This window comes from Pseudomonas sp. Root401, from assembly GCF_001425105.1.
GTDB classification, from domain to species: domain Bacteria; phylum Pseudomonadota; class Gammaproteobacteria; order Pseudomonadales; family Pseudomonadaceae; genus Aquipseudomonas; species Aquipseudomonas brassicacearum.
The window spans coordinates 84,211-106,955 of sequence record NZ_LMDO01000008.1; the positions used below are offsets into that span (position 1 = coordinate 84,211).

Annotated in this window: 20 protein-coding genes; 14 read left to right on the forward strand and 6 right to left on the reverse strand. The window is 61.2% G+C overall.

The features are described 5' to 3' along the window. Nucleotides 1–112: 112 nt before the first annotated feature. From ASC85_RS08010 to gap, 3 genes are all read right to left on the reverse strand, one after another. Complete coding sequence (locus ASC85_RS08010; RefSeq protein ID WP_082534339.1) at nt 113–1,018, reverse strand: FecR family protein; 906 nt, start codon at nt 1,016–1,018, stop codon at nt 113–115. A gap of 150 nt (nt 1,019–1,168) precedes the next feature. Further along, the gene (locus ASC85_RS08015; protein ID WP_057448911.1) at nt 1,169–1,675 is read right to left on the reverse strand and encodes an RNA polymerase sigma factor; all 507 of its coding nucleotides are present in this window, start codon (nt 1,673–1,675) and stop codon (nt 1,169–1,171) included. Nucleotides 1,676–1,934: 259 nt separating this feature from the next. Next, on the reverse strand, nt 1,935–2,936 hold the full coding sequence (gene gap / locus ASC85_RS08020; RefSeq protein ID WP_003198523.1) for a type I glyceraldehyde-3-phosphate dehydrogenase: 1,002 nt from the start codon (nt 2,934–2,936) through the stop codon (nt 1,935–1,937). 231 nt (nt 2,937–3,167) lie between these two features. Between gap and edd the strand changes: the two genes are divergently transcribed. The 11 genes from edd to ASC85_RS08075 all read left to right on the forward strand — a co-directional run bounded on the left by edd (nt 3,168) and on the right by ASC85_RS08075 (nt 16,826). Continuing rightward, nucleotides 3,168–4,994 (forward strand): phosphogluconate dehydratase, encoded by a 1,827-nt coding sequence (gene edd, locus ASC85_RS08025; protein ID WP_057448912.1) that lies wholly within the window; start codon nt 3,168–3,170, stop codon nt 4,992–4,994. After that, nucleotides 4,991–5,941, forward strand: coding sequence for a glucokinase (locus tag ASC85_RS08030; RefSeq protein ID WP_046065414.1), 951 nt, complete (start codon nt 4,991–4,993; stop codon nt 5,939–5,941). The genes edd and ASC85_RS08030 overlap by 4 nt, the downstream gene beginning before the upstream one ends. A 169-nt stretch (nt 5,942–6,110) precedes the next feature. Further along, nucleotides 6,111–6,842: a response regulator gene (locus tag ASC85_RS08035; protein ID WP_057448913.1), complete on the forward strand. Its 732-nt coding sequence runs from the start codon at nt 6,111–6,113 to the stop codon at nt 6,840–6,842. Then, nucleotides 6,832–8,301: an ATP-binding protein gene (locus ASC85_RS08040; protein WP_057448914.1), complete on the forward strand. Its 1,470-nt coding sequence runs from the start codon at nt 6,832–6,834 to the stop codon at nt 8,299–8,301. Before ASC85_RS08035 ends, ASC85_RS08040 begins: the two co-directional genes overlap by 11 nt. Nucleotides 8,302–8,538: 237 nt before the next feature. Continuing rightward, on the forward strand, nt 8,539–9,798 hold the full coding sequence (locus ASC85_RS08045; RefSeq protein ID WP_057448915.1) for a D-mannose isomerase: 1,260 nt from the start codon (nt 8,539–8,541) through the stop codon (nt 9,796–9,798). Nucleotides 9,799–9,914: 116 nt separating this feature from the next. After that, nucleotides 9,915–11,216: an ABC transporter substrate-binding protein gene (locus ASC85_RS08050; RefSeq protein ID WP_057448916.1), complete on the forward strand. Its 1,302-nt coding sequence runs from the start codon at nt 9,915–9,917 to the stop codon at nt 11,214–11,216. Nucleotides 11,217–11,321: 105 nt separating this feature from the next. After that, nucleotides 11,322–12,230, forward strand: a complete 909-nt coding sequence (locus ASC85_RS08055) for a carbohydrate ABC transporter permease (RefSeq protein WP_003198535.1) — start codon at nt 11,322–11,324, stop codon at nt 12,228–12,230. Next, complete coding sequence (locus ASC85_RS08060; protein WP_003198539.1) at nt 12,223–13,068, forward strand: carbohydrate ABC transporter permease; 846 nt, start codon at nt 12,223–12,225, stop codon at nt 13,066–13,068. Before ASC85_RS08055 ends, ASC85_RS08060 begins: the two co-directional genes overlap by 8 nt. A 2-nt stretch (nt 13,069–13,070) precedes the next feature. Continuing rightward, nucleotides 13,071–14,231, forward strand: a complete 1,161-nt coding sequence (locus ASC85_RS08065; protein WP_014336918.1) for an ABC transporter ATP-binding protein — start codon at nt 13,071–13,073, stop codon at nt 14,229–14,231. Between the two features lie 127 nt (nt 14,232–14,358). After that, the gene (locus tag ASC85_RS08070; protein ID WP_057448917.1) at nt 14,359–15,705 is read left to right on the forward strand and encodes a carbohydrate porin; all 1,347 of its coding nucleotides are present in this window, start codon (nt 14,359–14,361) and stop codon (nt 15,703–15,705) included. A 266-nt stretch (nt 15,706–15,971) separates the two neighbouring features. Further along, nucleotides 15,972–16,826: a D-hexose-6-phosphate mutarotase gene (locus tag ASC85_RS08075; protein ID WP_057448918.1), complete on the forward strand. Its 855-nt coding sequence runs from the start codon at nt 15,972–15,974 to the stop codon at nt 16,824–16,826. A gap of 128 nt (nt 16,827–16,954) precedes the next feature. Here the strand turns inward: ASC85_RS08075 and ASC85_RS08080 are convergent, their stop codons facing one another. Beyond that, complete coding sequence (locus ASC85_RS08080; RefSeq protein ID WP_170842276.1) at nt 16,955–17,815, reverse strand: MurR/RpiR family transcriptional regulator; 861 nt, start codon at nt 17,813–17,815, stop codon at nt 16,955–16,957. A gap of 196 nt (nt 17,816–18,011) precedes the next feature. Between ASC85_RS08080 and zwf the strand changes: the two genes are divergently transcribed. The 3 genes from zwf to ASC85_RS08095 are packed head-to-tail and all read left to right on the forward strand — an operon-like array spanning nt 18,012 to nt 20,864. Next, nucleotides 18,012–19,481 (forward strand): glucose-6-phosphate dehydrogenase, encoded by a 1,470-nt coding sequence (gene zwf / locus ASC85_RS08085; RefSeq protein ID WP_003198549.1) that lies wholly within the window; start codon nt 18,012–18,014, stop codon nt 19,479–19,481. Next, nucleotides 19,468–20,181: a 6-phosphogluconolactonase gene (pgl, locus tag ASC85_RS08090; RefSeq protein ID WP_057448919.1), complete on the forward strand. Its 714-nt coding sequence runs from the start codon at nt 19,468–19,470 to the stop codon at nt 20,179–20,181. Before zwf ends, pgl begins: the two co-directional genes overlap by 14 nt. A gap of 17 nt (nt 20,182–20,198) precedes the next feature. Then, on the forward strand, nt 20,199–20,864 hold the full coding sequence (locus ASC85_RS08095; protein WP_013692437.1) for a bifunctional 4-hydroxy-2-oxoglutarate aldolase/2-dehydro-3-deoxy-phosphogluconate aldolase: 666 nt from the start codon (nt 20,199–20,201) through the stop codon (nt 20,862–20,864). A 269-nt stretch (nt 20,865–21,133) separates the two neighbouring features. Here the strand turns inward: ASC85_RS08095 and ASC85_RS08100 are convergent, their stop codons facing one another. Further along, complete coding sequence (locus ASC85_RS08100) at nt 21,134–22,321, reverse strand: aminotransferase class V-fold PLP-dependent enzyme (protein WP_057448920.1); 1,188 nt, start codon at nt 22,319–22,321, stop codon at nt 21,134–21,136. A gap of 16 nt (nt 22,322–22,337) precedes the next feature. Beyond that, nucleotides 22,338–22,574 carry a DUF3820 family protein gene (locus ASC85_RS08105; RefSeq protein ID WP_027912035.1) on the reverse strand — a complete coding sequence of 79 codons (237 nt, stop codon included), beginning with the start codon at nt 22,572–22,574 and terminating at the stop codon, nt 22,338–22,340. Nucleotides 22,575–22,745: the final 171 nt, after the last annotated feature.

Consider the following 22,745-nt stretch of genomic DNA (forward strand, 5'->3'; position numbering starts at 1 on the left):
GCTCCGTGTCGCATCTGTTATAGGTGCAGATTCACATCGCTGGATGCGAATCAATTGCATTGGCTATAACGAGACGAATCAGCGGAGCCTATCGAGTAAAAATAATTCTCATTTAGTTCAGGATCACCAGCGCCGGGAACTCCTGGAGCCGCGCCGAGGTGATGTGGGCTAGCGAACGGACCACGTCCAACGGCTGGTCGAGGCGGTAATTGCCGGTCACAGCAACGTTGGCCAATTGTTCGTTACCGTTGATGATCCAGCCGGGGTAATAGCGTCGCAGCTCGGCCAGTACCTGGCTCAGTGGCCGGTTTTCGAACACCAGCCGACCCTGGACCCAGGCCAGGTCGGTGTTGGCATCGAGCCGGGCCGGGCGGTCGAAGCCGTTGGGGCCGATGCGGATGCTTTCGCCGGCCGACAGCCGCACATGGGCGTCGTTGCGGGTGGCCCGCAGGTCCACGTCGCCGCGCTGCACCTGGACCTGGGCCACGCCGTCGAGGTAACGCACGGCGAACGTGGTGTCGCTGACGCTGGCCATGACCGGGCCGGCATCGATTTCCAGCGGCAGGCTAAGGTTGCCCGGGACTTCGAAAAACGCCTCGCCCTTGTACAGGCGCGCCACATGCCGTTGCTCGTTGAACGTGCTGGAGAAGGCCGAATCGGTGTTGAGCAGGACCTTGGAGCCGTCCTCCAACTGCAAGCGCTGGCGCTCACCGACCACGGTCAGGTGGTCGGCCTGCAGGCGCAGGGGCAGGTCGCTGAAGTTGAACAGGCCGAGAAACAGCACGGCGGCGGTGGCCAGGGGTTTCCAGTGGGCGCGCAGGCGCGACAGCGCGGTGACCTTGGGCGTGGCTTCAAGTCGGCGGGCACTTTCCATCACCTGCGGGCCGTTCCAGATCGCCTGGGCCCGGGCGAACGCTTCGCCATGGCGTGGATCGGCCGCCAGCCAGGCGTGGAACTGCCGCGCCTGTTCCTCGCTGGGGTTGTCCAGCAGGATCAGCCAGTCCAGTGCCTGCTCCATGGCATGGGCGGTTTCCGGCGTCGGCTCAGGAGAAGGGGAGTAGTCCGTCACGGTGGGGTCTCGTTCCTCGGTTCAGCGGCAAGTTACAAGCTTCAAGCTTCAAGTCGCAAGCACAAGGCTGCACACAACTTGCAGCTTGCAGCTTGAAACTTATCGCTGCAGTTGTCCCACACAGATCGCCATGATCAGTTTCAGTTCCTTTTGCACGGTGCTCAGGGATACGCCCAGGCGTTCGGCGATTTGCTGGTAACTGTGGCCATGCAGGCGGCTGAGAATGAAGATCTGCTGCTGTCGCGAACTCAGGGCCTGGAGGCTGACGTTCAGGCGCTCGAGCAGTTGTTGGGCATGGGCGGCGTCCTCGGCGCTGCTCTGGGGGGCGACGACGTTGTGGACGACCTCCGGCGGTACGTCATCCAGCAAGGTCCGCGACTGGATGCGCCGGGCACGCAGATGGTCCAGCGCCAGGTTGCGGGCGGTCTGGAAAACAAAGGGTTCGAGGTGCTCGACCGTGCGTTCGCCCAAAGCGCGGGTGACGCGCAGGTAGGTTTCCTGGAGCAGGTCTTCGGCGGTACTGGGGTTGCTGACCATGCGCTCGAGGGTGCGCAGCAGCGGCGTGCGCTGGGCGAGGAAGACGTGATGAAAGCGCGATTGACTCACGGTAGGGCCCGATCCGGTTCGAGTAGATGATAATGCTTATCATCTACTCGGCAGGTCAAGCCTTCATTTCATCACGCCGAGCCCATGTGAGGAGCAAACCTTGGGGCAAACCTGTGGGAGCAAAGCTTGCCCGCGATAGCGTTCTCAAAGCCTGCACAGTTGCTGCATGTGACGGTGTCATCGCGAGCAAGCTTTGCTCCCACAGGCCTGCTCCCAGGGTTTGCTCTTACAGGCCCGCTCCACATTGGCCAGCAATGAGTTATTCGGCGTTACACAACGCCAGGCAGTTATCCAGCATGCGGTTGGAGAAGCCCCATTCGTTGTCATACCAGGCCAGTACCTTGAGCAGCTTGCCGCTGGCCTTGGTGTGGTTGGCGTCGAAGATCGACGACAGCGGATTGTGGTTGAAGTCACTGGAGACCAGCGGCAGGGTGTTGTAGCCGAGGATCTTCGAATGCTGGCTGGCATGGCGCAGCAGTTCGTTGACTTCTTCGGCCGACGCTTCGCGCTTGAGCTGCACGGTCAGATCCACCAGGGACACGTTGATCACCGGTACACGCACCGCCATGCCGGTCAGCTTGCCCGCCAGTTCCGGCAGCACCAGGCCCACCGCTTCGGCGGCGCCGGTCTTGCTCGGGATCATGTTCTGGGTCGCCGAGCGGGCGCGGTACGGGTCGCTGTGGTAGACGTCGGTCAGGTTCTGGTCGTTGGTGTAGGCGTGGATGGTGGTCATCAGGCCACTTTCGATGCCCAGCTCGCGGTGCAGCACCTGGGCCACTGGGGCCAGGCAGTTGGTGGTGCACGAAGCGTTGGAGATGATCTGGTGGGACTGGCGCAGGATATCGTGGTTCACGCCGTACACGACGGTAGCATCGGCACCCTTGGCCGGGGCCGAGATGATCACCTTGCGGGCGCCGGCGCTGATATGCGCGGCAGCCTTGGAGCGATCGGTGAACAGGCCGGTGCATTCGAACACGACGTCGATTTTTTCCGCCGCCCAAGGCAGTTCGGCCGGGTTGCGAATGGCGCTGACCGAGATGCGGTCGCCATTGACCGTCAGGCTTTCGTGATCGTGCTGCACGTCGGCATCGAACGTGCCGTGGACGGTGTCGAACTTGAGCAGATGAGCATTGATTGCACTGTCACCCAGGTCGTTGATGGCGACGATCTGCAGGTCGCGACGATAGCCTTGGGTATACAGTGCACGGAGGACGTTGCGGCCGATGCGGCCAAAACCATTGATTGCGATTCTAAGAGTCATTAACTGCGCCGCCGTCGATTTGTTGTTGGAATTACAAGATTATTCGCATAAAAATAGAAAACAAGCCTTTTTAGTGGCAATATTTTGTTTTATCTACAACGAGTGACCTGAATCAACTGGTCCGAATGGTCAAGAAACCGTCTGTCGCCTCGCCTTTTACACAGCGTGCAGCGGGCTTTTGATCAGCATAGACAATCAGGTCGCCACACCCGTTAGCCTGGAGTTCTACACATGCATCCCCGCGTTCTTGAGGTCACCGAACGGCTTATCGCCCGCAGCCGCGCCACGCGTCAGGCTTACCTTGCATTGATCCATGGTGCTGCCAGCGACGGTCCGATGCGCGGCAAGCTGCAGTGCGCCAACTTCGCTCACGGCGTGGCTGGTTGCGGCACCGAAGACAAGCATCACCTGCGGATGATGAACGCCGCCAACATTGCCATCGTGTCGTCCTATAACGACATGCTCTCGGCCCACCAGCCCTACGAAACCTTCCCGGAACAGATCAAGAAAGCCCTGCGCGAGATCGGCTCGGTCGGCCAGTTCGCCGGTGGCACGCCAGCGATGTGCGACGGCGTGACCCAGGGCGAGGCGGGGATGGAACTGAGCCTGCCGAGCCGCGAAGTGATCGCGCTTTCCACGGCGGTGGCGCTGTCCCACAACATGTTTGACGGCGCACTGATGCTTGGCATCTGCGACAAGATCGTCCCGGGCCTGATGATGGGCGCGCTGCGCTTCGGTCACTTGCCGACGATCTTCGTGCCAGGCGGGCCGATGGTCTCGGGCATTTCCAACAAGGAAAAAGCCGACGTGCGCCAGCGCTATGCCGAAGGCAAGGCCACCCGCGAAGAGCTGCTGGAATCGGAGATGAAGTCCTACCACAGCCCCGGCACCTGCACCTTCTACGGCACCGCCAACACCAACCAGTTGTTGATGGAAGTGATGGGCCTGCACTTGCCAGGCGCCTCGTTCGTCAACCCGAACACGCCGCTACGCGATGCCCTGACCCGTGAAGCGGCGTTCCAGGTCACGCGCATGACCAAGCAAAGCGGCAACTTCATGCCCATCGGCGAAATCGTCGACGAACGCTCGCTGGTCAACTCCATCGTCGCGCTGCATGCCACTGGCGGCTCCACCAACCACACCCTGCACATGCCGGCCATCGCCATGGCGGCGGGTATCCAGCTGACCTGGCAGGACATGGCCGACCTCTCCGAGGTGGTGCCGACCCTGAGCCACGTCTACCCGAACGGCAAGGCCGACATCAACCACTTCCAGGCGGCGGGCGGCATGTCGTTCCTGATCCGTGAATTGCTGGAAGCCGGTTTGCTCCACGAAAACGTCAACACCGTGCTCGGTCATGGCCTGAGCCGCTACACCCAGGAACCGTTCCTCGAGGACGGCGAGCTGGTGTGGCGCGACGGCCCGATCGAAAGCCTCGACGAAAACATCCTGCGCCCGGTAGCCCGTGCGTTCTCGTCTGAAGGCGGCCTGCGGGTGATGGAAGGCAACCTGGGCCGTGGGGTGATGAAGGTCTCCGCCGTGGCCTTGGAAAACCAGATTGTCGAAGCGCCTGCGATGGTCTTCCAGGATCAACAGGACCTCGCCGACGCGTTCAAGGCCGGCCTGCTGGAGAAGGACTTCGTCGCGGTGATGCGCTTCCAGGGCCCGCGCTCCAACGGCATGCCGGAGCTGCACAAGATGACGCCGTTCCTCGGTGTGCTGCAGGACCGTGGTTTCAAAGTGGCGCTGGTGACCGATGGGCGCATGTCTGGCGCGTCGGGGAAAATCCCGGCGGCCATTCATGTCAGCCCCGAAGCTTATGTCGGCGGTGCGTTGGCCCGGGTGCAGGAGGGCGATATCATCCGTGTCGATGGCGTCAAAGGCACCTTGGAACTGAAGGTGGACGCCGAGGAATTCGCCGCGCGCGAGCCTGCCAAGGGCCTGTTGGGCAACAACATTGGCACCGGTCGCGAGCTGTTCGGTTTCATGCGCATGGCCTTCAGCTCGGCGGAGCAGGGCGCCAGCGCCTTCACTTCTGCCCTGGAGACGCTTAATTGAAATTGGCTTTGGTCGGTGACATCGGTGGGACCAACGCACGCTTTGCGCTGTGGAAAAACCACACCCTGGAAAACATCCAGGTGTTGGCAACGGCGGATTACGCTTGCCCGGAGGATGCCATCCAGGTGTACCTGAACGGCATGGGCCTGAAACCGGGCGCGATCGGTTCGGTGTGCCTGTCGGTGGCCGGTCCGGTGAGCGGCGATGAGTTTCGCTTTACCAACAATCACTGGCGCCTTAGCAACCTGGCGTTCTGCCAGACCTTGCAAGTGGAGAAGCTGTTGCTGGTCAATGACTTCTCGGCCATGGCCCTGGGCATGACCCGTTTGCGTCCCGATGAATACCGGGTCGTGTGCGAAGGTACCCCGGAGCCGTTGCGCCCGGCCGTGGTGATCGGCCCGGGCACCGGGCTGGGCGTCGGTACGCTGCTGGACCTGGGCGAAGGTCGTTTCGCGGCGTTGCCGGGGGAGGGCGGCCATGTCGACCTGCCCATGAGCAGCCCGCGGGAAACCCAGCTGTGGCAGCATATCTACAACGAAATCGGCCACGTCAGCGCCGAAACCGCCCTGAGTGGCAGTGGTTTGCCTCGGGTGTACCGGGCCATTTGCGCGGTGGACGGCCATGTGCCGGTACTCGACACCCCCGAATCCATCACTGCCGCTGGCCTGGCCGGCGACCCGATTGCCCTGGAAGTGCTCGAGCAGTTCTGCCGCTGGCTGGGACGTGTGGCCGGCAACAATGTGTTGACGCTGGGCGGGCGCGGCGGTGTCTACATCGTCGGGGGCGTGGTCCCGCGGTTTGCCGATTTCTTCCTCGAAAGTGGTTTCGCTCGCTGCTTCGCCGACAAGGGCTGCATGAGCGATTACTTCAAGGGCATTCCGGTCTGGCTGGTGACCGCGCCGTACTCGGGCCTGATGGGCGCGGGTGTGGCGTTGGAGCAAAGTTAAGACCGCGTCGCTTGCATCGCGGGCAAGCCTTGCTCCCACAAGATGTGCTTGATCTTGCGGGGAGCACTGTGGGAGCAAAGCTTGCTCGCGATAAGGTCCGAACAGGCGATAAAAAACTTGATGTCCATCAGGCATAATCGCCCCCATCCAAACAACAAGGACGAGGCCCGTGAGTTCAGTGAACAAATCGATTTTGTTGGTCGACGACGACCAGGAGATTCGCGAACTGCTGGACACCTACCTCAGCCGTGCGGGTTTCCAGGTGCGGACCACACCCGACGGCGCCGGGTTTCGCCAGGCGCTGAACGATGCGCCGAGCGACCTGGTGATCCTCGATGTGATGCTGCCCGATGAAGATGGCTTCAGCCTGTGCCGCTGGGTTCGCCAGCACCCACGCCAGGCCCATGTGCCAATCATCATGCTCACCGCCAGTTCCGACGAGGCCGACCGGGTCATTGGTCTTGAACTGGGCGCCGATGATTACCTGGGCAAACCTTTCAGCCCTCGGGAATTGCAGGCGCGCATCAAGGCGCTGCTGCGTCGGGCGCAATTCGGCCAGGAGCGCTCCGGTGGTGAAGTGCTGGCCTTTGATGAATGGCGGCTGGACATGGTCAGCCATCGGCTGTTTCACACCGACGGTGAAGAAGTGATTCTCTCCGGTGCCGACTTCGCCCTGCTCAAGTTGTTTCTCGATCATCCCCAGGAAATTCTCGACCGCGACACCATCGGCAATGCGACCCGCGGTCGTGAGCTGATGCCCCTGGACCGGATCGTCGACATGGCAGTCAGTCGCCTGCGTCAGCGTCTGCGTGATACCGAAAAACCGCCGCGGCTGATTCGCACAGTGCGTGGCAGCGGTTATCAACTGGCGGCCAGTGTGGTTGCCAGCAATGGTCATTGACTGGATCAAAAAAGTCGCCCGACGGGTGCCGGTACCGCGCTCGCTGCTGGGACGGATGCTGCTGCTGACCTTGCTGGTGGTGCTGTTCGCCCAGACCCTGTCCAGCCTGATCTGGGTCTCGCAACTGCGCGCCACCCAACTCGAAGGCCTGGTCACCAGTGCCCGCAGCCTGGCCCATTCGATGACCGCCAGCGTCAGTTATTTGCGTTCGCTGCCGGTGGCGTACCGGCCATTGGTGCTGGACCAGTTGCGCAGCATGGGCGGTACGCGTTTTGTCGTGACGCTCAACGACAAGCCCCTGGGCATGGACGTTCTGCCAGTGACACCGCGCAAGCTGGCGGTGCTCAAGGCGGTGGACGATGTGCTGCGCCGCTCGTTGGGCAGTAGCGCCGACATCTCGGTGAATTTTGTCAGCCCCGACGACCTGCGAATTTTCAACGCCGGGCTCAAGCTCGATGAACTGCCCCGTTCGTGGGCCCATTACGCCTTGACCCTGGAACCAGTGAACCCGCCGGTACTGGTCACGCAAATCCAGATGGCGCCGGGGGAATGGCTGTACATCGCCTCGTTGCTGCCCGAACCCTACACCAGCCTCGAAGAGCAAGACCTGCCCAAGCAACAGGTCGGTTTCATCGTGCTCACCAGCAGCTTGCTGTTGCTGTTCATCGGTTTGCTGGTGCACTGGCAGAGCCGACCGCTCAAGCGTTTGGCCCGGGCCGCGCGGGACATGTCCCTGGGCGCCGAAGTGGAGCCGGTGGCCGAGGGCGGTGGTAGCGAAGTGGTGGAGGTGGGGCGGGCGTTCAATGCCATGCGCGAACGCATCAGCCGTTACCTGACGGAGCGCAGTCAATTGTTCAGCGCGATCTCCCACGACTTGCGCACACCGATCACCCGATTGCGGCTGCGGGTCGAGCTGCTGGAAGACGAGAACCTGCAGGCCAAGTTCGGTCGTGACCTGGATGAGCTGGAACTGCTGGTCAAAGGCGCGCTGCAATGCGTCAAGGACACCGACATCCACGAAAACATCGAGCCGGTGGACCTCAACCATGTGCTCGATTGCCTGGTCGAACCTTACCTGGCGCCCAACGGCAACGGCCGGGTGACCCAGGATGGCCGGGCGCTGGCGCCGTATCCCGGCAAGCCGCTGGCCCTCAAGCGCTGCATCGGCAACCTCATCGACAACGCCTTGAAATACGGACAGAACGCCCACCTGCACATCGATGACGATGAAACTGCGTTCATCCTGCACGTCGACGACGAAGGCCCCGGCGTGCCGGAACAGCGCCTGGAGCAAGTCTTCGAACCGCACTTCCGCCTCGCCGGGCAACAGCAAGGCTATGGCCTGGGCCTGGGCATCGCCCGCAACATCGCCCACAGCCATGGCGGCGAAGTGAGCTTGCAGAACCTGCGTGAAGGCGGGTTGCGGGTGACGTTGCAGTTGCCTCGCAGTGTGGAGTAGCCAGCCCTGTTGACTGATCGTTCCCACGCTCTGCGTGGGAATGCAGCCCGGGACGCTCTGCGTCCCATCTAAAGCCGAACGCGGAGCGTCCGTTGATGCATTCCCACGCGGAGCGTGGGAACGATCATCAAAGGAAATGTCACAGCTCGGTGACATAACTCGCCCCTTTCGTTACGTGCCCCTCGCCATCCCTTGTTTAGACTCCCTGCGTCAAAACAACAAAAAAGGTACCACCCAATGGACACCTTCCAACCGGCCTTCAGCAGTTGGCTGAACGCCCCTGTCCACCAGCAATGGCTTGCCGACGAAGGCTTGCGGCTGCTGGCGTTCGCCAAGGCGTCGAAGCTGGCGGACGGCTTTGGCAACCTGGACGAGCGCGGCCACCTGCCGGCCGATGCCCGGGCCGAGACCATGAACACTGCGCGCATGACCCACAGCTTCGCCATGGCCCACATCCAGGGCCTGCCGGGGTTTGCCGAGCTGGTGGACCACGGCGTCCAGGCGCTGAGCGGCCCTTTGCGCGACGCCGAACACGGTGGCTGGTTTGCCACGACGCGGCCTGATGAAGACGGCGCGGGCAAGGCGGCCTACCTGCATGCATTCGTTGCCCTGGCGGCCAGTTCCGCGGTGGTGGCCCAGCGCCCCGGCGCCCAGGCGTTGCTGGACGAAGCGGTGCGGATCATCGATGAGCATTTCTGGAGCGAAGAAGAGGGGGCACTGCGCGAATCCTTCAACCGCGATTGGAGTGAGGAAGAGGCCTATCGTGGCGCCAACAGCAACATGCACGCCACCGAAGCCTTCCTCGCCCTGGCCGATGCCACCGACGACCCACGCTGGCTGGCCCGCGCCCTGCACATCGTCGAACGGGTGATCCACACCCATGCCGCCGCCAACGACTACCTGGTGGTGGAGCATTTCGATCGCCACTGGCAGCCGCTGCGCGAATACAACCAGGACAACCCTGCCGATGGTTTCCGTCCCTACGGCACGACCCCTGGCCACGGTTTCGAATGGGCGCGACTGCTGCTGCATCTTGAAGCGGCGCGCGTCCAGATCGGCATGCTGACTCCGGGTTGGCTGGCCCAGGACGCACAAAAACTCTTCGACCAGAACTGCCGTCACGGCTGGGACGTCGATGGTGCGCCGGGCATTGTCTACACCTTGGATTGGGACAACCGCGCCGTGGTTCGCCATCGCCTGCACTGGGTCCACGCTGAAGCGGCGGCCGCTGCCAGCGCCTTGCTCAAACGCACCGACGAGGCGAAGTACGAAGCCTGGTACCGGCGATTCTGGGAGTTCTGTGACAAACATTTCATCGACCGCTGCAACGGCAGCTGGCATCACGAACTCGATCCGCAAAATTGCCCCAGCGCCGATATCTGGCCGGGCAAGCCGGACCTGTATCACGCCTGGCAGGCGGTCCTGATTCCGCGCCTGCCCCTGGCACCGAGCATGGCGTCAGCCCTGGCGCGGTTATCCAGGCCTGCGCCTGTGTAACCATGTCGTGACATTTGCACGTCCCTTCGTTACCTGCGAAGGGATTCCCTCTGATTAGAATCCATGCAGCGCAAGCACCAGACTTGCATGCATAACAACAAGAAAGGTAATTCTAGATGAATGCGATTTCTCGCCTCGCTACTGTCATTTCTCTTGCTTCCTTGCTTCCCGTCGCAGCATTCCCTGTCACTACCCTTGCCGCTGAATCCAAAGGTTCCGTGGAAGTCGTCCACTGGTGGACGTCGGGTGGTGAAAAAGCCGCGGTCGATGTGCTCAAGGCCCAGGTAGAAAAAGACGGCTTTACCTGGAAGGACGGCGCTGTGGCCGGTGGTGGCGGTTCCACTGCCATGACCGTGCTCAAGAGCCGCGCCGTGGCCGGCAACCCACCGGGCGTCGCCCAGATCAAGGGCCCGGACATCCAGGAATGGGCCTCCACCGGTCTGCTCGACAGCGACGTCCTGAAGGACGTTGCCAAGGCCGAGAAGTGGGACAGCCTGCTCGACAAGAAAGTCTCCGATACCGTGAAGTACGAAGGTGACTACGTCGCCGTGCCGGTGAACATCCACCGCGTCAACTGGCTGTGGATCAACCCGGAAGTCTTCAAGAAAGCCGGCATCACCAAGAACCCGACCACCCTCGAAGAATTCTACGCGGCCGGCGACAAGCTCAAGGCCGCGGGCTTTATTGCGCTCGCCCACGGTGGCCAGCCTTGGCAGGACAGCACTGTATTCGAAGCCGTGGTGCTCTCGGTCATGGGCGCTGATGGCTACAAGAAAGCCCTGGTCGACCTGGACAACAAGGCGCTGACTGGCCCTGAAATGGTCAAGGCGCTGACCGAACTGAAGAAAGTCGCGACCTACATGGACGCCGACGGCAAGGGCCAGGACTGGAACCTGGAAGCAGCCAAGGTCATCAACGGCAAGGCCGGCATGCAGATCATGGGTGACTGGGCCAAGAGCGAGTGGACCGCGGCGAAGAAAGTCGCCGGCAAGGACTACGAGTGCGTGGCCTTCCCGGGCACCGACAAGGCCTTCACCTACAACATCGACTCCCTGGCAGTGTTCAAGCAGAAGGACGCAGGCACTGCGGCTGGCCAGCAGGACATTGCCAAGGTCGTGCTGGGCGAGAACTTCCAGAAAGTCTTCAGCATCAACAAGGGCTCGATCCCGGTGCGTAACGACATGCTCGGCGACATGGCCAAGTACGGTTTCGATTCCTGTGCCCAGACCGCTGCCAAGGACTTCCTGACGGACGCCAAGTCCGGCGGCCTGCAGCCAAGCATGGCGCACAACATGGCGACCACGCTGGCCGTACAGGGTGCGTTCTTCGATGTGGTGACCAACTACATCAACGACCCGAAAGCCGACCCTGCCGATGCCGCCAAGAAACTGGGCGCAGCGGTTCAGTCGGCCAAGTAAGGCAGCTACAAGCTACAAGCTGCAAGGGGTCACTGCTGATCTTGCAGCTTGCAGCTTGTCACTTATAGCTGCCCTTAGTTCTTTTCTCTTGTACTGGATCTTCCCATGAGTTCTGTTGCTGTGTTCAGCAAGGCCTCGCCGTTCGATGCATTGCAGCGCTGGCTCCCGAAACTGGTGCTGGCGCCGAGCATGTTCATCGTCCTGGTGGGCTTCTATGGCTATATCTTGTGGACGTTCGTCCTGTCGTTCACCACTTCGACGTTCCTGCCGAACTACAAATGGGCTGGCCTGGCGCAATACGCGCGGCTGATGGACAACGACCGCTGGTGGGTGGCGAGCAAGAACCTGGCACTGTTCGGCGGCCTGTTCATCGGTATCACCCTGGTGATCGGCGTGCTGCTGGCGGTGTTCCTTGACCAGCGCATTCGTCGCGAAGGTTTCATCCGCACCATTTACCTGTACCCGATGGCGCTCTCGATGATCGTCACCGGTACGGCCTGGAAATGGCTGCTCAACCCGGGCATGGGCCTGGACAAATTGTTGCGTGACTGGGGTTGGGAAGGCTTCCGCCTGGATTGGCTGATCGACCCGGATCGCGTGGTGTACTGCCTGGTGATCGCCGCGGTATGGCAGGCCTCGGGCTTCATCATGGCGATGTTCCTGGCCGGCCTGCGGGGTGTCGATCAATCGATCATTCGTGCCGCGCAGATCGATGGCGCAAGCATGCCGCGCATCTACTGGAAAGTGGTGCTGCCGAGCCTGCGTCCGGTGTTCTTCAGCGCCGTGATGATCCTGGCGCACATCGCGATCAAGAGCTTCGACCTGGTGGCGGCGATGACAGCCGGCGGCCCGGGTTACTCCTCCGACCTGCCAGCCATGTTCATGTATTCCTTCACGTTCAGTCGCGGTCAGATGGGCATGGGCTCGGCCAGTGCAATCCTGATGCTCGGTGCGATTCTCGCAATCATCGTGCCTTACCTGTACTCCGAGCTGAGGACCAAGCGTCATGACTAGTCTCGCTGCCAAACCTTCCATCAGCCTGAGTCGCATCGCCATCTACGCGGTGCTGATCCTCGCCGTACTGCTTTACCTGGTGCCGTTGGTGGTCATGCTGTTGACCAGCTTCAAGACGCCGGAAGACATCAGCACCGGCAACCTGCTGAGCTGGCCGACCGTGGTCAGCGGCATCGGCTGGGTCAAGGCCTGGGCCACCGTCGACGGCTACTTCTGGAACTCGATCAAGATCACCGTCCCGGCGGTGCTGATCTCTACCGCCATCGGTGCCTTGAACGGCTACGTGTTGTCGATGTGGCGTTTTCGCGGTTCGCAGCTGTTCTTCGGCCTGTTGCTGTTCGGGTGCTTCCTGCCGTTCCAGACCGTCCTGCTGCCGGCCTCGTTCACCCTCGGCAAGATGGGCCTGGCCAGTACCACCACGGGCCTGGTGTTCGTGCACGTGGTCTACGGCCTGGCGTTCACCACGCTGTTCTTCCGCAACTACTACGTCAGCATTCCCGATGCACTGGTGAAGGCGGCGCGACTGGACGGTGCGGGGTTCTTCACCATTTTCCGGCGGATCATCCTGCCGATGTCCACCCCGATCATCATGGTCTGCCTGATCTGGCAGTTCACGCAGATCTGGAACGACTTCCTGTTCGGCGTGGTGTTCTCCAGCGGTGATTCGCAGCCCATCACGGTGGCGCTGAACAACTTGGTCAACACCAGTACCGGGGCCAAGGAATACAACGTGGACATGGCGGCGGCGATGATCGCCGGGCTGCCGACCCTGCTGGTCTATGTGGTCGCAGGCAAGTATTTCGTGCGCGGTCTGACGGCCGGCGCAGTCAAGGGGTAATCATGGCAACGCTTGAACTTCGCAACGTAAACAAGACCTATGGTGCCGGGCTGCCGGACACCCTGAAGAACATCGAGTTGTCGATCAAGGACGGTGAGTTCCTGATCCTTGTCGGGCCTTCGGGCTGTGGCAAGTCGACGCTGATGAACTGCATCGCCGGCCTTGAGACCATCACCGGCGGCGCAATCATGATCGGCGACCAGGACGTCAGCGGCATGAGCCCGAAAGATCGCGACATCGCCATGGTGTTCCAGTCCTACGCGCTGTACCCGACCATGAGCGTGCGCGAGAACATCGAGTTCGGCCTGAAAATCCGCAAGATGAAACAGTCGGACATCGACGAAGAAGTCACCCGCGTGGCCAAGCTGCTGCAGATCGAGCACCTGCTCAATCGCAAGCCCGGCCAGCTCTCCGGCGGCCAGCAACAGCGCGTGGCCATGGGCCGGGCGCTGGCGCGGCGGCCGAAGATCTACCTGTTCGACGAACCGCTGTCCAACCTCGACGCCAAGCTGCGGGTCGAGATGCGTACCGAAATGAAACTGATGCATCAGCGCCTGAAGACCACCACGGTCTACGTGACCCACGACCAGATCGAAGCGATGACCCTGGGCGACAAAGTGGCGGTGATGAAGGACGGGATCATCCAGCAGTTCGGCACGCCGAAAGACATCTACACCAACCCGGCCAACCTGTTCGTGGCGAGCTTCATCGGTTCGCCACCGATGAACTTCATCCCGCTGCGCCTGCAACGCAAGGACGGTCGCCTGCTGGCGCTGCTCGACAGCGGCCAGGCCCGTTGCGAACTGCCGATGGGCATGCAGGACGCCGGCCTGGAAGACCGCGAAGTGATCCTGGGCATGCGCCCGGAGCAGATCATGCTGGCGGGCAGCGAGCCCAACGGCTTGCCGACCATTCGCGCCGAAGTCCAGGTCACCGAGCCCACCGGGCCGGACACCCTGGTGTTCGTCAACCTCAACGACACCAAGGTCTGCTGCCGCCTGGCGCCGGACGTGGCACCGCAAGTCGGGGAGACCCTGACGCTGCAATTCGATCCATCGAAAGTGTTGCTGTTCGACGCCAAGTCCGGTGAACGCCTGGGCGTGGCCGGCCAGCCGCAAGCCGATGCCCGGTCGGCGAACGTGGCGCAGTTCAAAGGTCGATGAAGAACAAATGGGGGAGCAGGCCTGCTCCCACAGGAAGGAGTATGCGGTGGATGGGGACATCCGCCGCAATCGTTGTAAACCGCGTTAGATAAAAACAGTTAATAACAATAAAGACGAGGATGTAGGGATGAAGAAGAAAAATAACGCCCAGCTTATCTGCCAGTTGTCAGCCGTTGCGGCGATGATGCTGGCCGGTAGCGCACACGCTGCCGACGCGTTCAGCGCCGATTCGCAGTGGATGACGGGTGATTGGGGTGGCGAGCGGACCAAGCTGATCGAGCAAGGTATCGATATCAAGGCTGACTACGTCGGTGAAATGGGCGCCAACCTGCATGGCGGCTACAACAACGACAAGACGGCGCGTTACTCCGACCAGTTCGGTCTGGGTGTGGCGCTGGACCTGGAAAAACTGATGGGTTGGGATAACACCCAGGCCAAGATCCAGCTCACCAACCGTAACGGCGAAAACATTTCCAATGACCGTGTCGGCGATCCGCGTGCCGGCACCTTGAGCTCTTCCCAGGAAGTCTACGGCCGTGGGCACATGGTCCGCCTGACCCAATTGTGGATCAAGCACCAGTTCCTCGATGGCAAGCTGGACGTCAAGGCCGGTTACTTCGGCGAAGGCGAAGACTTCAACACCTTCCCTTGCGAGTTCCAGAACCTGGCGTTCTGCGGATCTCAAGCGGGTAACTGGGCGACCGGCATCTGGTACAACTGGCCGGTCATGCAGGCCGCACTTCGCGTGAAGTACAACATCACGCCTGAGTTCTATGCGCAGATCGGTGCTTACAACCAGAACCCATCGCAACTGGAACACGGTAACGGCTTCAAGCTCAGCGGCAGTGGTACCAAGGGTACCGTCATTCCGGTCGAGCTGGTCTGGTCGCCGAAGGTCAACAGCCTGCCGGGCGAATACCGTGTCGGTTACTACAAGAGCACGGCCGATGCCAATGACGTCCGTGAAGACGACAATGGCGATGACGCCGCGACTACCGGCAACGCCTATCGCAGCCACAACAGCAAGCACGGCTACTGGTTTGTCGCGCAACAACAACTCACCACTCACAACGGTGACGCTTCCCGCGGCCTGAACATCGCGGCCAACGCGACCTTCCACGACAAGGACACCAACTTCGTCGACAACTACCAGTCGCTGATGTTTGTGTACAAGGGGCCGTTCGATGCGCGTCCTAAAGATGACATCGGGATCGGTTTTGCCCGCATCCATGTCAACGATGACGTGAAGAAAAACTCCGAGCTGACCAACGTTGCCAATGGTGTCAGCGACTACAATGATCCGCTGTTCGCGCCGTTGCGTGACACTGAGTACAACTACGAGCTCAACTACGGCATCCACGTCACCAACTGGCTGACCGTGCGTCCCAACCTGCAATACATCACTCATCCAGGTGGTGTGGATGAAGTCGACAACGCGCTGGTGGCCGGCCTGAAAATTCAGTCGGTGTTCTAACGCTGTTGCGATAAGCTCCTCTCTATGTGCGCATATTTGCGGACGGCCAAGGCTGTCCGCTTTTTTTTGGGGAGCGCTTGGCTGGTGCAAAGTCTGTGGCGAGGGGCCTGTGGGAGCAAGGCTTGCCCGCGATGAAGACAACGCGGTCTCCCAGGGAAGCGAGGCGCTTTCATCGCGAGCAAGCTTTGCTCCCACAGCTCAATCGCCTTGCCACAACAAGCGTTGCAAACAGATGAGCAATTCAATGATTTCCAGGACCGCGGCCCATGCATGAGCATCCGCTACAACGCTTTTTCAGATCCTTGCGCGAACGCCCGGTGTTCGCGTGGGAGCGCTATCGGCAGCGCGATGTGTTGGTGATCGACCACCCGTTGTGCCAGGCGGTGTTCAGTCGCCAGGGCGCGCAGTTGCTGCATTTTCAACCGCGAGGCCAAAAGCCGTGGTTGTGGTGCGCGGCCAAGTGGCCACACGTCGGGGCGATCCGCGGCGGGGTGCCGGTGTGCTGGCCTTGGTATGGTCGTCATCCCAGCGAAAATGCCTGGCCATCCCACGGCTGGGCGCGGTTGATCGACTGGAAACTGCTCGACAGCCGCAGTGATGAAGACGGTGTGCATTTGCACTGGCAACTGCAGCTATGCGACTGGCAAGTGGATCTGCATGCAGACCTGGGTGAGCGCATGGAGCTGCACTTGAGCACCGAGCATCAGGACAGCCTGCCATGCCAGTTGAGCCAGGCCTTGCATGCGTACTGGCGTATTGGTGATGTCGGTGAGGTAGCGCTGTCTGGGCTCGAGGGCGCACAGGGTTACGATCAGTTGAGCCGTGCGGTTTGCCAGCAGGAAGGCGAGTTGCGGGTTGAGGGCGGCTGCCAGCGGGTGTTCCAGCATGAGGGGGAGTTGCAGCTCAAGGACCACGCCTGGCAGCGCGAATTGTGCATCGACACCGGCGACAGCGCCGACACCGTGGTCTGGCATCCGGGCGCACGGCCGTTGCTGGGGGTGAGTTGGGATGAAGTCAGTGAATTCGTCTGCGTCGAAGCGGCCAGTGGCGGCACCGACAGCCTGTGCCTGGCGCCGGGGGAGCGGGCGCACTTGAGTTTGCAGGCGTGGGTGGGGGCTTGATTCAGGTCAGTGGGTGAGACTAACGGCCCCTTCGCGAGCAGGCTCGCTCCCACAGGGTTTTGTGAGCGCCAAAGATCCAGTGTGGGAGCGAGCTTGCTCGCGATGACGGCCGATCAGGCAAGGCTCGGTCAGTTGAACTCATCCCCCACCGGATACCGGCTGGCGTTCAAACTTTCCTTGATCTTGCGCAGATGGGGTTGGAAGTCCACGCCCCGACGCAGGGTCATGCCGGTGGCGAGCACGTCCAGTACGGTGAGCTGGATAATCCGTGAGGTCATCGGCATGTAGATATCGGTGTCTTCGGGCAGCGGAATGTTCAGGCTCAGGGTACTGGCCTTGGCCAATGGCGAGCCTTCGGCGGTCAGGCCCAGCACCGACGCGCCGTTTTCCCGGGCGATGCGCGCCACTTCCACCAGCTCGCGGGTACGACCGGTGTAGGAAATGATCACGAACAGTTCACCGGTATGGGCCACCGACGCGATCATGCGCTGCATCAGTACGTCGGCATGAGCGGTCACTGCCAGGTTGAAGCGGAAAAACTTGTGCTGGGCATCCAGCGCCACCGGGGCGGAGGCGCCGAGGCCGAAGAAGTGGATTTGCCGGGCCTGGATCAGCAGGTCCACGGCGCGACTGATCAAATTGGGATCAAGGGCCTGGCAGGCGCTGTCCAATGAGGCAATGGCACTGCCAAAGATTTTCCGGGTGTAGGCTTCCGGGTTGTCGTCGGCCTCCACCGCACGGCTCACATAAGCAGCGCCGCTGGCCAGGCTTTGGGCCAATTGCAGCTTGAGTTCCGGGTAACCGCTGACGCCGAACGAGCGGCAGAAACGGTTGACGGTCGGTTCACTGACCGAAGCCGCCTGGGCGAGGGCAGCGATGCTGAAGCGGGTCGCCTGCTGCGGGTTGAGCAGGATGATCTCGGCCACCTTGCGTTCGGCCTTGTTCAGGTCTTCAAGGCGACTCTGGATCTGTTCCAGTAAATTTCGCACGCGGTCCATACAAGATTCCTAGGAAGACGGGTCTTTGATACGACCCTTTGCGGTGGCCTATCCTACTGATGGCTCCGACGGACCACCACTCGGAATCGGTATTTTCGAAAAATGTTGTGGTTATTACTACATTTTTCCTTGAGTGATACCTTGAAAAAAGGTATTTGTAGTTTAACTTGATAAAAGAACAAACATCATGCCTTCGATTACGGTTGAACCGTGCACCTTTGCCTTGTTCGGCGCGTTGGGCGATCTGGCCTTGCGCAAGCTCTTTCCTGCCCTGTATCAGCTCGATGGCGCCCAGTTGCTGCACGAGGACACGCGAATCATTGCGCTGGCCCGTGAACCCGGCAGCGAGCAGCAGCATCTGGCATTCATCACCGCCGAACTGCGACGCTACGTCGGGGAAAAAGACCTGGATGAGGGCGTACTCGAGCGTTTCCTGGCACGGTTGACCTACCTGCACGTGGATTTCCTCAAGGCCGACGATTACGTCGCCTTGGCCGAAGCAGCCGGTTCGACCCAGCAGGTCATTGCCTATTTCGCCACCCCGGCGGCGGTGTATGGGGCGATCTGCGAGAACCTGGCGAAGGTTGGCTTGAGCGAAAACACCCGTGTCGTGCTGGAGAAACCCATCGGCTCGGACCTGGAGTCTTCGCGCAAGGTCAACGACGCCGTGGCGCAGTTCTTCCCGGAAAACCGTACCTATCGCATCGACCATTACCTGGGCAAAGAGACGGTCCAGAACCTGATCGCGCTGCGGTTCGCCAACAGCCTGTTCGAAACCCAGTGGAACCAGAACTACATTTCCCATGTGGAAATCACCGTGGCCGAGAAGGTCGGTATCGAAGGCCGCTGGGGCTATTTCGACAAGGCCGGCCAACTGCGGGACATGATCCAGAACCACCTGTTGCAGCTGCTGTGCCTGATCGCCATGGACCCACCGGCCGACTTGTCCGCCGACAGCATCCGTGACGAGAAGGTCAAGGTGCTCAAGGCCCTGGCGCCGATCAGCCCGGAAGGCCTGACCACCCAGGTGGTGCGTGGCCAGTACATCGCCGGCCACAGCGAGGGCAAGGCAGTGCCTGGCTACCTCGAAGAACCCAACTCCAATACCCAGAGCGACACCGAGACGTTCGTCGCCCTGCGCGCCGACATCCGCAACTGGCGTTGGGCCGGGGTGCCGTTTTACCTGCGTACCGGCAAGCGCATGCCGCAAAAGCTGTCGCAGATCGTCATCCACTTCAAGGAACCGTCCCACTACATCTTCGCGCCCGAGCAGCGCTTGCAGATCAGCAACAAGCTGATCATCCGCCTGCAACCGGACGAAGGGATTTCCTTGCGAGTGATGACCAAGGAGCAGGGCCTGGACAAGGGCATGCAATTGCGCAGCGGTCCGTTGCAACTCAACTTCTCCGACACCTATCGCAGCGCACGTATTCCCGATGCATACGAGCGGTTGTTGCTGGAAGTCATGAACGGCAATCAGAACCTGTTTGTCCGTAAAGATGAAATTGAAGCCGCGTGGACGTGGTGTGACCAGTTGATCGCCGGGTGGAAGAAATCCGGCGATGCGCCCAAGCCGTATGCGGCTGGGTCCTGGGGGCCGATGAGCTCCATTGCACTGATCACGCGGGATGGGAGGTCATGGTATGGCGATATCTGAATTGAAACTGCCGCAGGGCGTTAGCGCCCATGAATTCAAGAACCCGGTGGTGCTGGCCGAAGGCCTGGCGCTGAACGTGGCCGAGCAGTTGCGTAATGCAATCGACGCACGCGGTGCGGCGACCCTCGTGGTTTCCGGTGGCCGCAGCCCGGTGGCGTTTTTCCAGCACCTGGCCAAGCAGGCGCTGGACTGGTCCAAAGTGGTGGTCAGCCTGGCCGATGAGCGCTGGGTACCGGTTGAACACGCCGACAGCAACGCCGGCCTGCTCAAGCGTTACCTGCTGCAAGGCGCGGCGGCCAAGGCCCAGTTCCTGAGCCTCTACAGCGCCAGCACCAACCTGGAAGCGGCTGCCGAGCAGGCCGATCGTCTGTTGGCCGAGTTGCCGCCGATCGATGTGCTGGTATTGGGCATGGGCGATGACGGGCACACCGCCTCGCTGTTCCCTGGCAGCCCGAACCTGGCCCAGGCCCTGGACGCCAATGGCACACGTCGCTGCTGGCCGATGCTGGCGCCGACCGTGCCGCACCAGCGCTTGACCATGAGCCGCGCCTTGCTGGCTTCGGCGCAACACAAAGTGCTGTCGATTTCCGGTCAGTCGAAATTGACCACCTTGAACGCTGCGGTGGCCGGTGACGATGTCGCCGAAATGCCGATCCGCGCGTTTTTGCAACCTACGTTAGAGATTTACTGGTGCCCATGAACCAAGGATCAGCCGCTATGACAAACCCATCCCCGACCGTTTCCATGGCGGACAAAGTTGCCCTGATCGACAGCCTCTGCGCCAAGGCGCGGATCCTGCCGGTGATCACCATCGCCCGTGAACAGGACATCCTGCCGCTGGCCGATGCCCTGGCTGCCGGTGGCCTGACGGCGCTGGAAGTGACGCTGCGTTCCCAATACGGCCTCAAGGCCATCCAGGTGCTGCGTGAGCAGCGTCCGGAACTGGTGACCGGTGCCGGCACGGTGCTCGACCGCCACATGCTGGACGCCGCCGAGGCTGCCGGTTCGCAGTTCATCGTCACTCCGGGCATCACCCGTGATCTGCTCGAGGCCAGCGTCTACAGCCCTATCCCGTTACTGCCCGGCATCAGCAACGCCTCGGGCATCATGGAAGGCTACAGCCTGGGCTATCGCCGCTTCAAACTGTTCCCGGCCGAAGTCAGCGGCGGCGTCGCGGCCATCAAGGCTTTGGGCGGCCCGTTCGGCGAAGTGAAATTCTGCCCGACCGGCGGCGTGAGCCCGGCCAACATCAAGAGCTACATGGCGTTGAAAAACGTGATGTGCGTGGGCGGTAGCTGGATGCTCGATCCTGAGTGGATCAAGAACGGCGACTGGGCCCGCATCCAGGAATGCACCGCCGAGGCCTTGGCGCTGCTGGACTGATTGTTTTACCGAACCTCGTTGGGTGTTCTACGGTTTTACGGTGCGCTTGGTCGGCGCGCCGTTTTTTTTTGCCTGGGTTTTTATGGCAGCACAAAACTCCTGTGGCGAGGGAGCTTGCTCCCGCTGGGGTACGTGTAGGAGCTGTGTAGGAGCTGACGAGTGCAACGAGGCTGCGATCTTTCCACTGACAATTGAGTCGAGAGCGAAAGAGCAAGATCAAAAAATCGCAGGCTTCGCCAGCTCCTACAGAGCCCTGCGGGAGCAGGGATCTAGGTACGGCTCAGTTCAAGCAGTGCTTTGGTCAACCGCTCGATATCACTCGCCAAGGTAATCAGCCCCGGGGTAATGCGGATGCATGGCCCGACGCTGGTGTGGCGCACCACGGTGAAGATCCCATGCTCATTGAGCAATCGATCGGCCATCGCTTGTTGATCGGCCCGGGCGGTGAAGCGCATCGCGGTGATCCCGCAATAGAGGCGCTGGTCATCCGGGGTCATGACTTCGATGCCCGGCACATCGCGCACGGCGCTCACCCACAGGTCACGCAGATAACAGAGGCGCGCGCCTTTGGCCGAAGCGCCACCCAGGGCCTGGTGTTCTTCGAAGACCAGCGGCAGGGTGAGCAAGGCAGGGATGTTGGGCGTGCTGTGGGGCGTGCGTGAGCGGATGTCGGTGGCGGGGTAGCTGTCTTCGTCCATGTCCGGGTCGATGTCGGCCAAGCGCTGCGGGGCGATGTACAGGAAGCCCTGGGAGAGGGGGCCGCCGATCCACTTCTGCAGGTTGAACCCGGCGAATTCGATCCCGAGCTTCTTCAGGTCGAAATCGATCTGGCCCAGGGCGTGGGCACCGTCGAGGATGATGTCGACGGCAAACTCGCGGGCACTCTCGGCAATGGCCTGGACCGGCATCACCAGTCCGGTGAGGTGGTTGACGTAGGTCAGCGCCATCAACTTGAGGCGAGGGTAGCGAATGAACGCTTCGCGATAAGTGCCCACCAGGCTTTCGAAACTGGCCGGGTGCTGGTGGACGATTTCGATCACCTCCACGCCACGCTGGCGGGCCAGCCAGCGCATTGCACTTTTGACCGAGGCATATTCCAGATCACAGATCAGCACTTGATCGCCTGGCTTGAGGCCGTTGTAGTTGCGAATCAGCGTCTGCAAGGCGTCCACCGCGCTACCGGCCAATGCCACGCTCTGGGGGGATGCGTGGATCAGCCGGGCTACCTGCCGACGAATGGCTTCGCCGTGTTCACGGTCGAAATGCTGGCGCACGTACACCGAGTTGCCCCGGTTGATGAATTCGATGTTGCGCTGGTACTCCTCCACCACGGTGCGGGACATGCGTCCGAAGTAGCCGTTTTCCAGGTTGAGCGGGCCGGCGGGATCGATGTCGTAGCGGCCGACAAACGTCTGCCAGAAAGCTTCATCATGGGCGCGTAGCGTGTTTTCGGGCATGACGGGGCTCAACTGATCAGGGGCGAGGCTTGGGTTTGCCGTGTTTGGCGCGCAATGGATCGAGCAGGTCCGACAGCCCGTTGTGATCGATTTCCTGCATCAGTGCCAGCAAACCACCCAGTTCACCGTGAGGAAAACCCTCGCGGGCGAACCAGTTCAGGTATTGACCGGGCAGGTCAGCCAGGATTCGCCCCTTGTATTTGCCGAACGGCATTTGACGCGTGACGAGCAATTCGAGCTTTTCCGGGTTCATGGCAATCGTCTGATTCAAATCTGCCTCGAAAATACAGGCATTCTGCATGCAGGCCAAATGACAGATCATGCAAATAACGCGGATACAGTTTTCTGGTTTTTTGTTAAATGGCTGATTTTAAAGAAAATTAACTGGATTCTTTGACTGGCATGGCCGATGCAACAGCCCTTG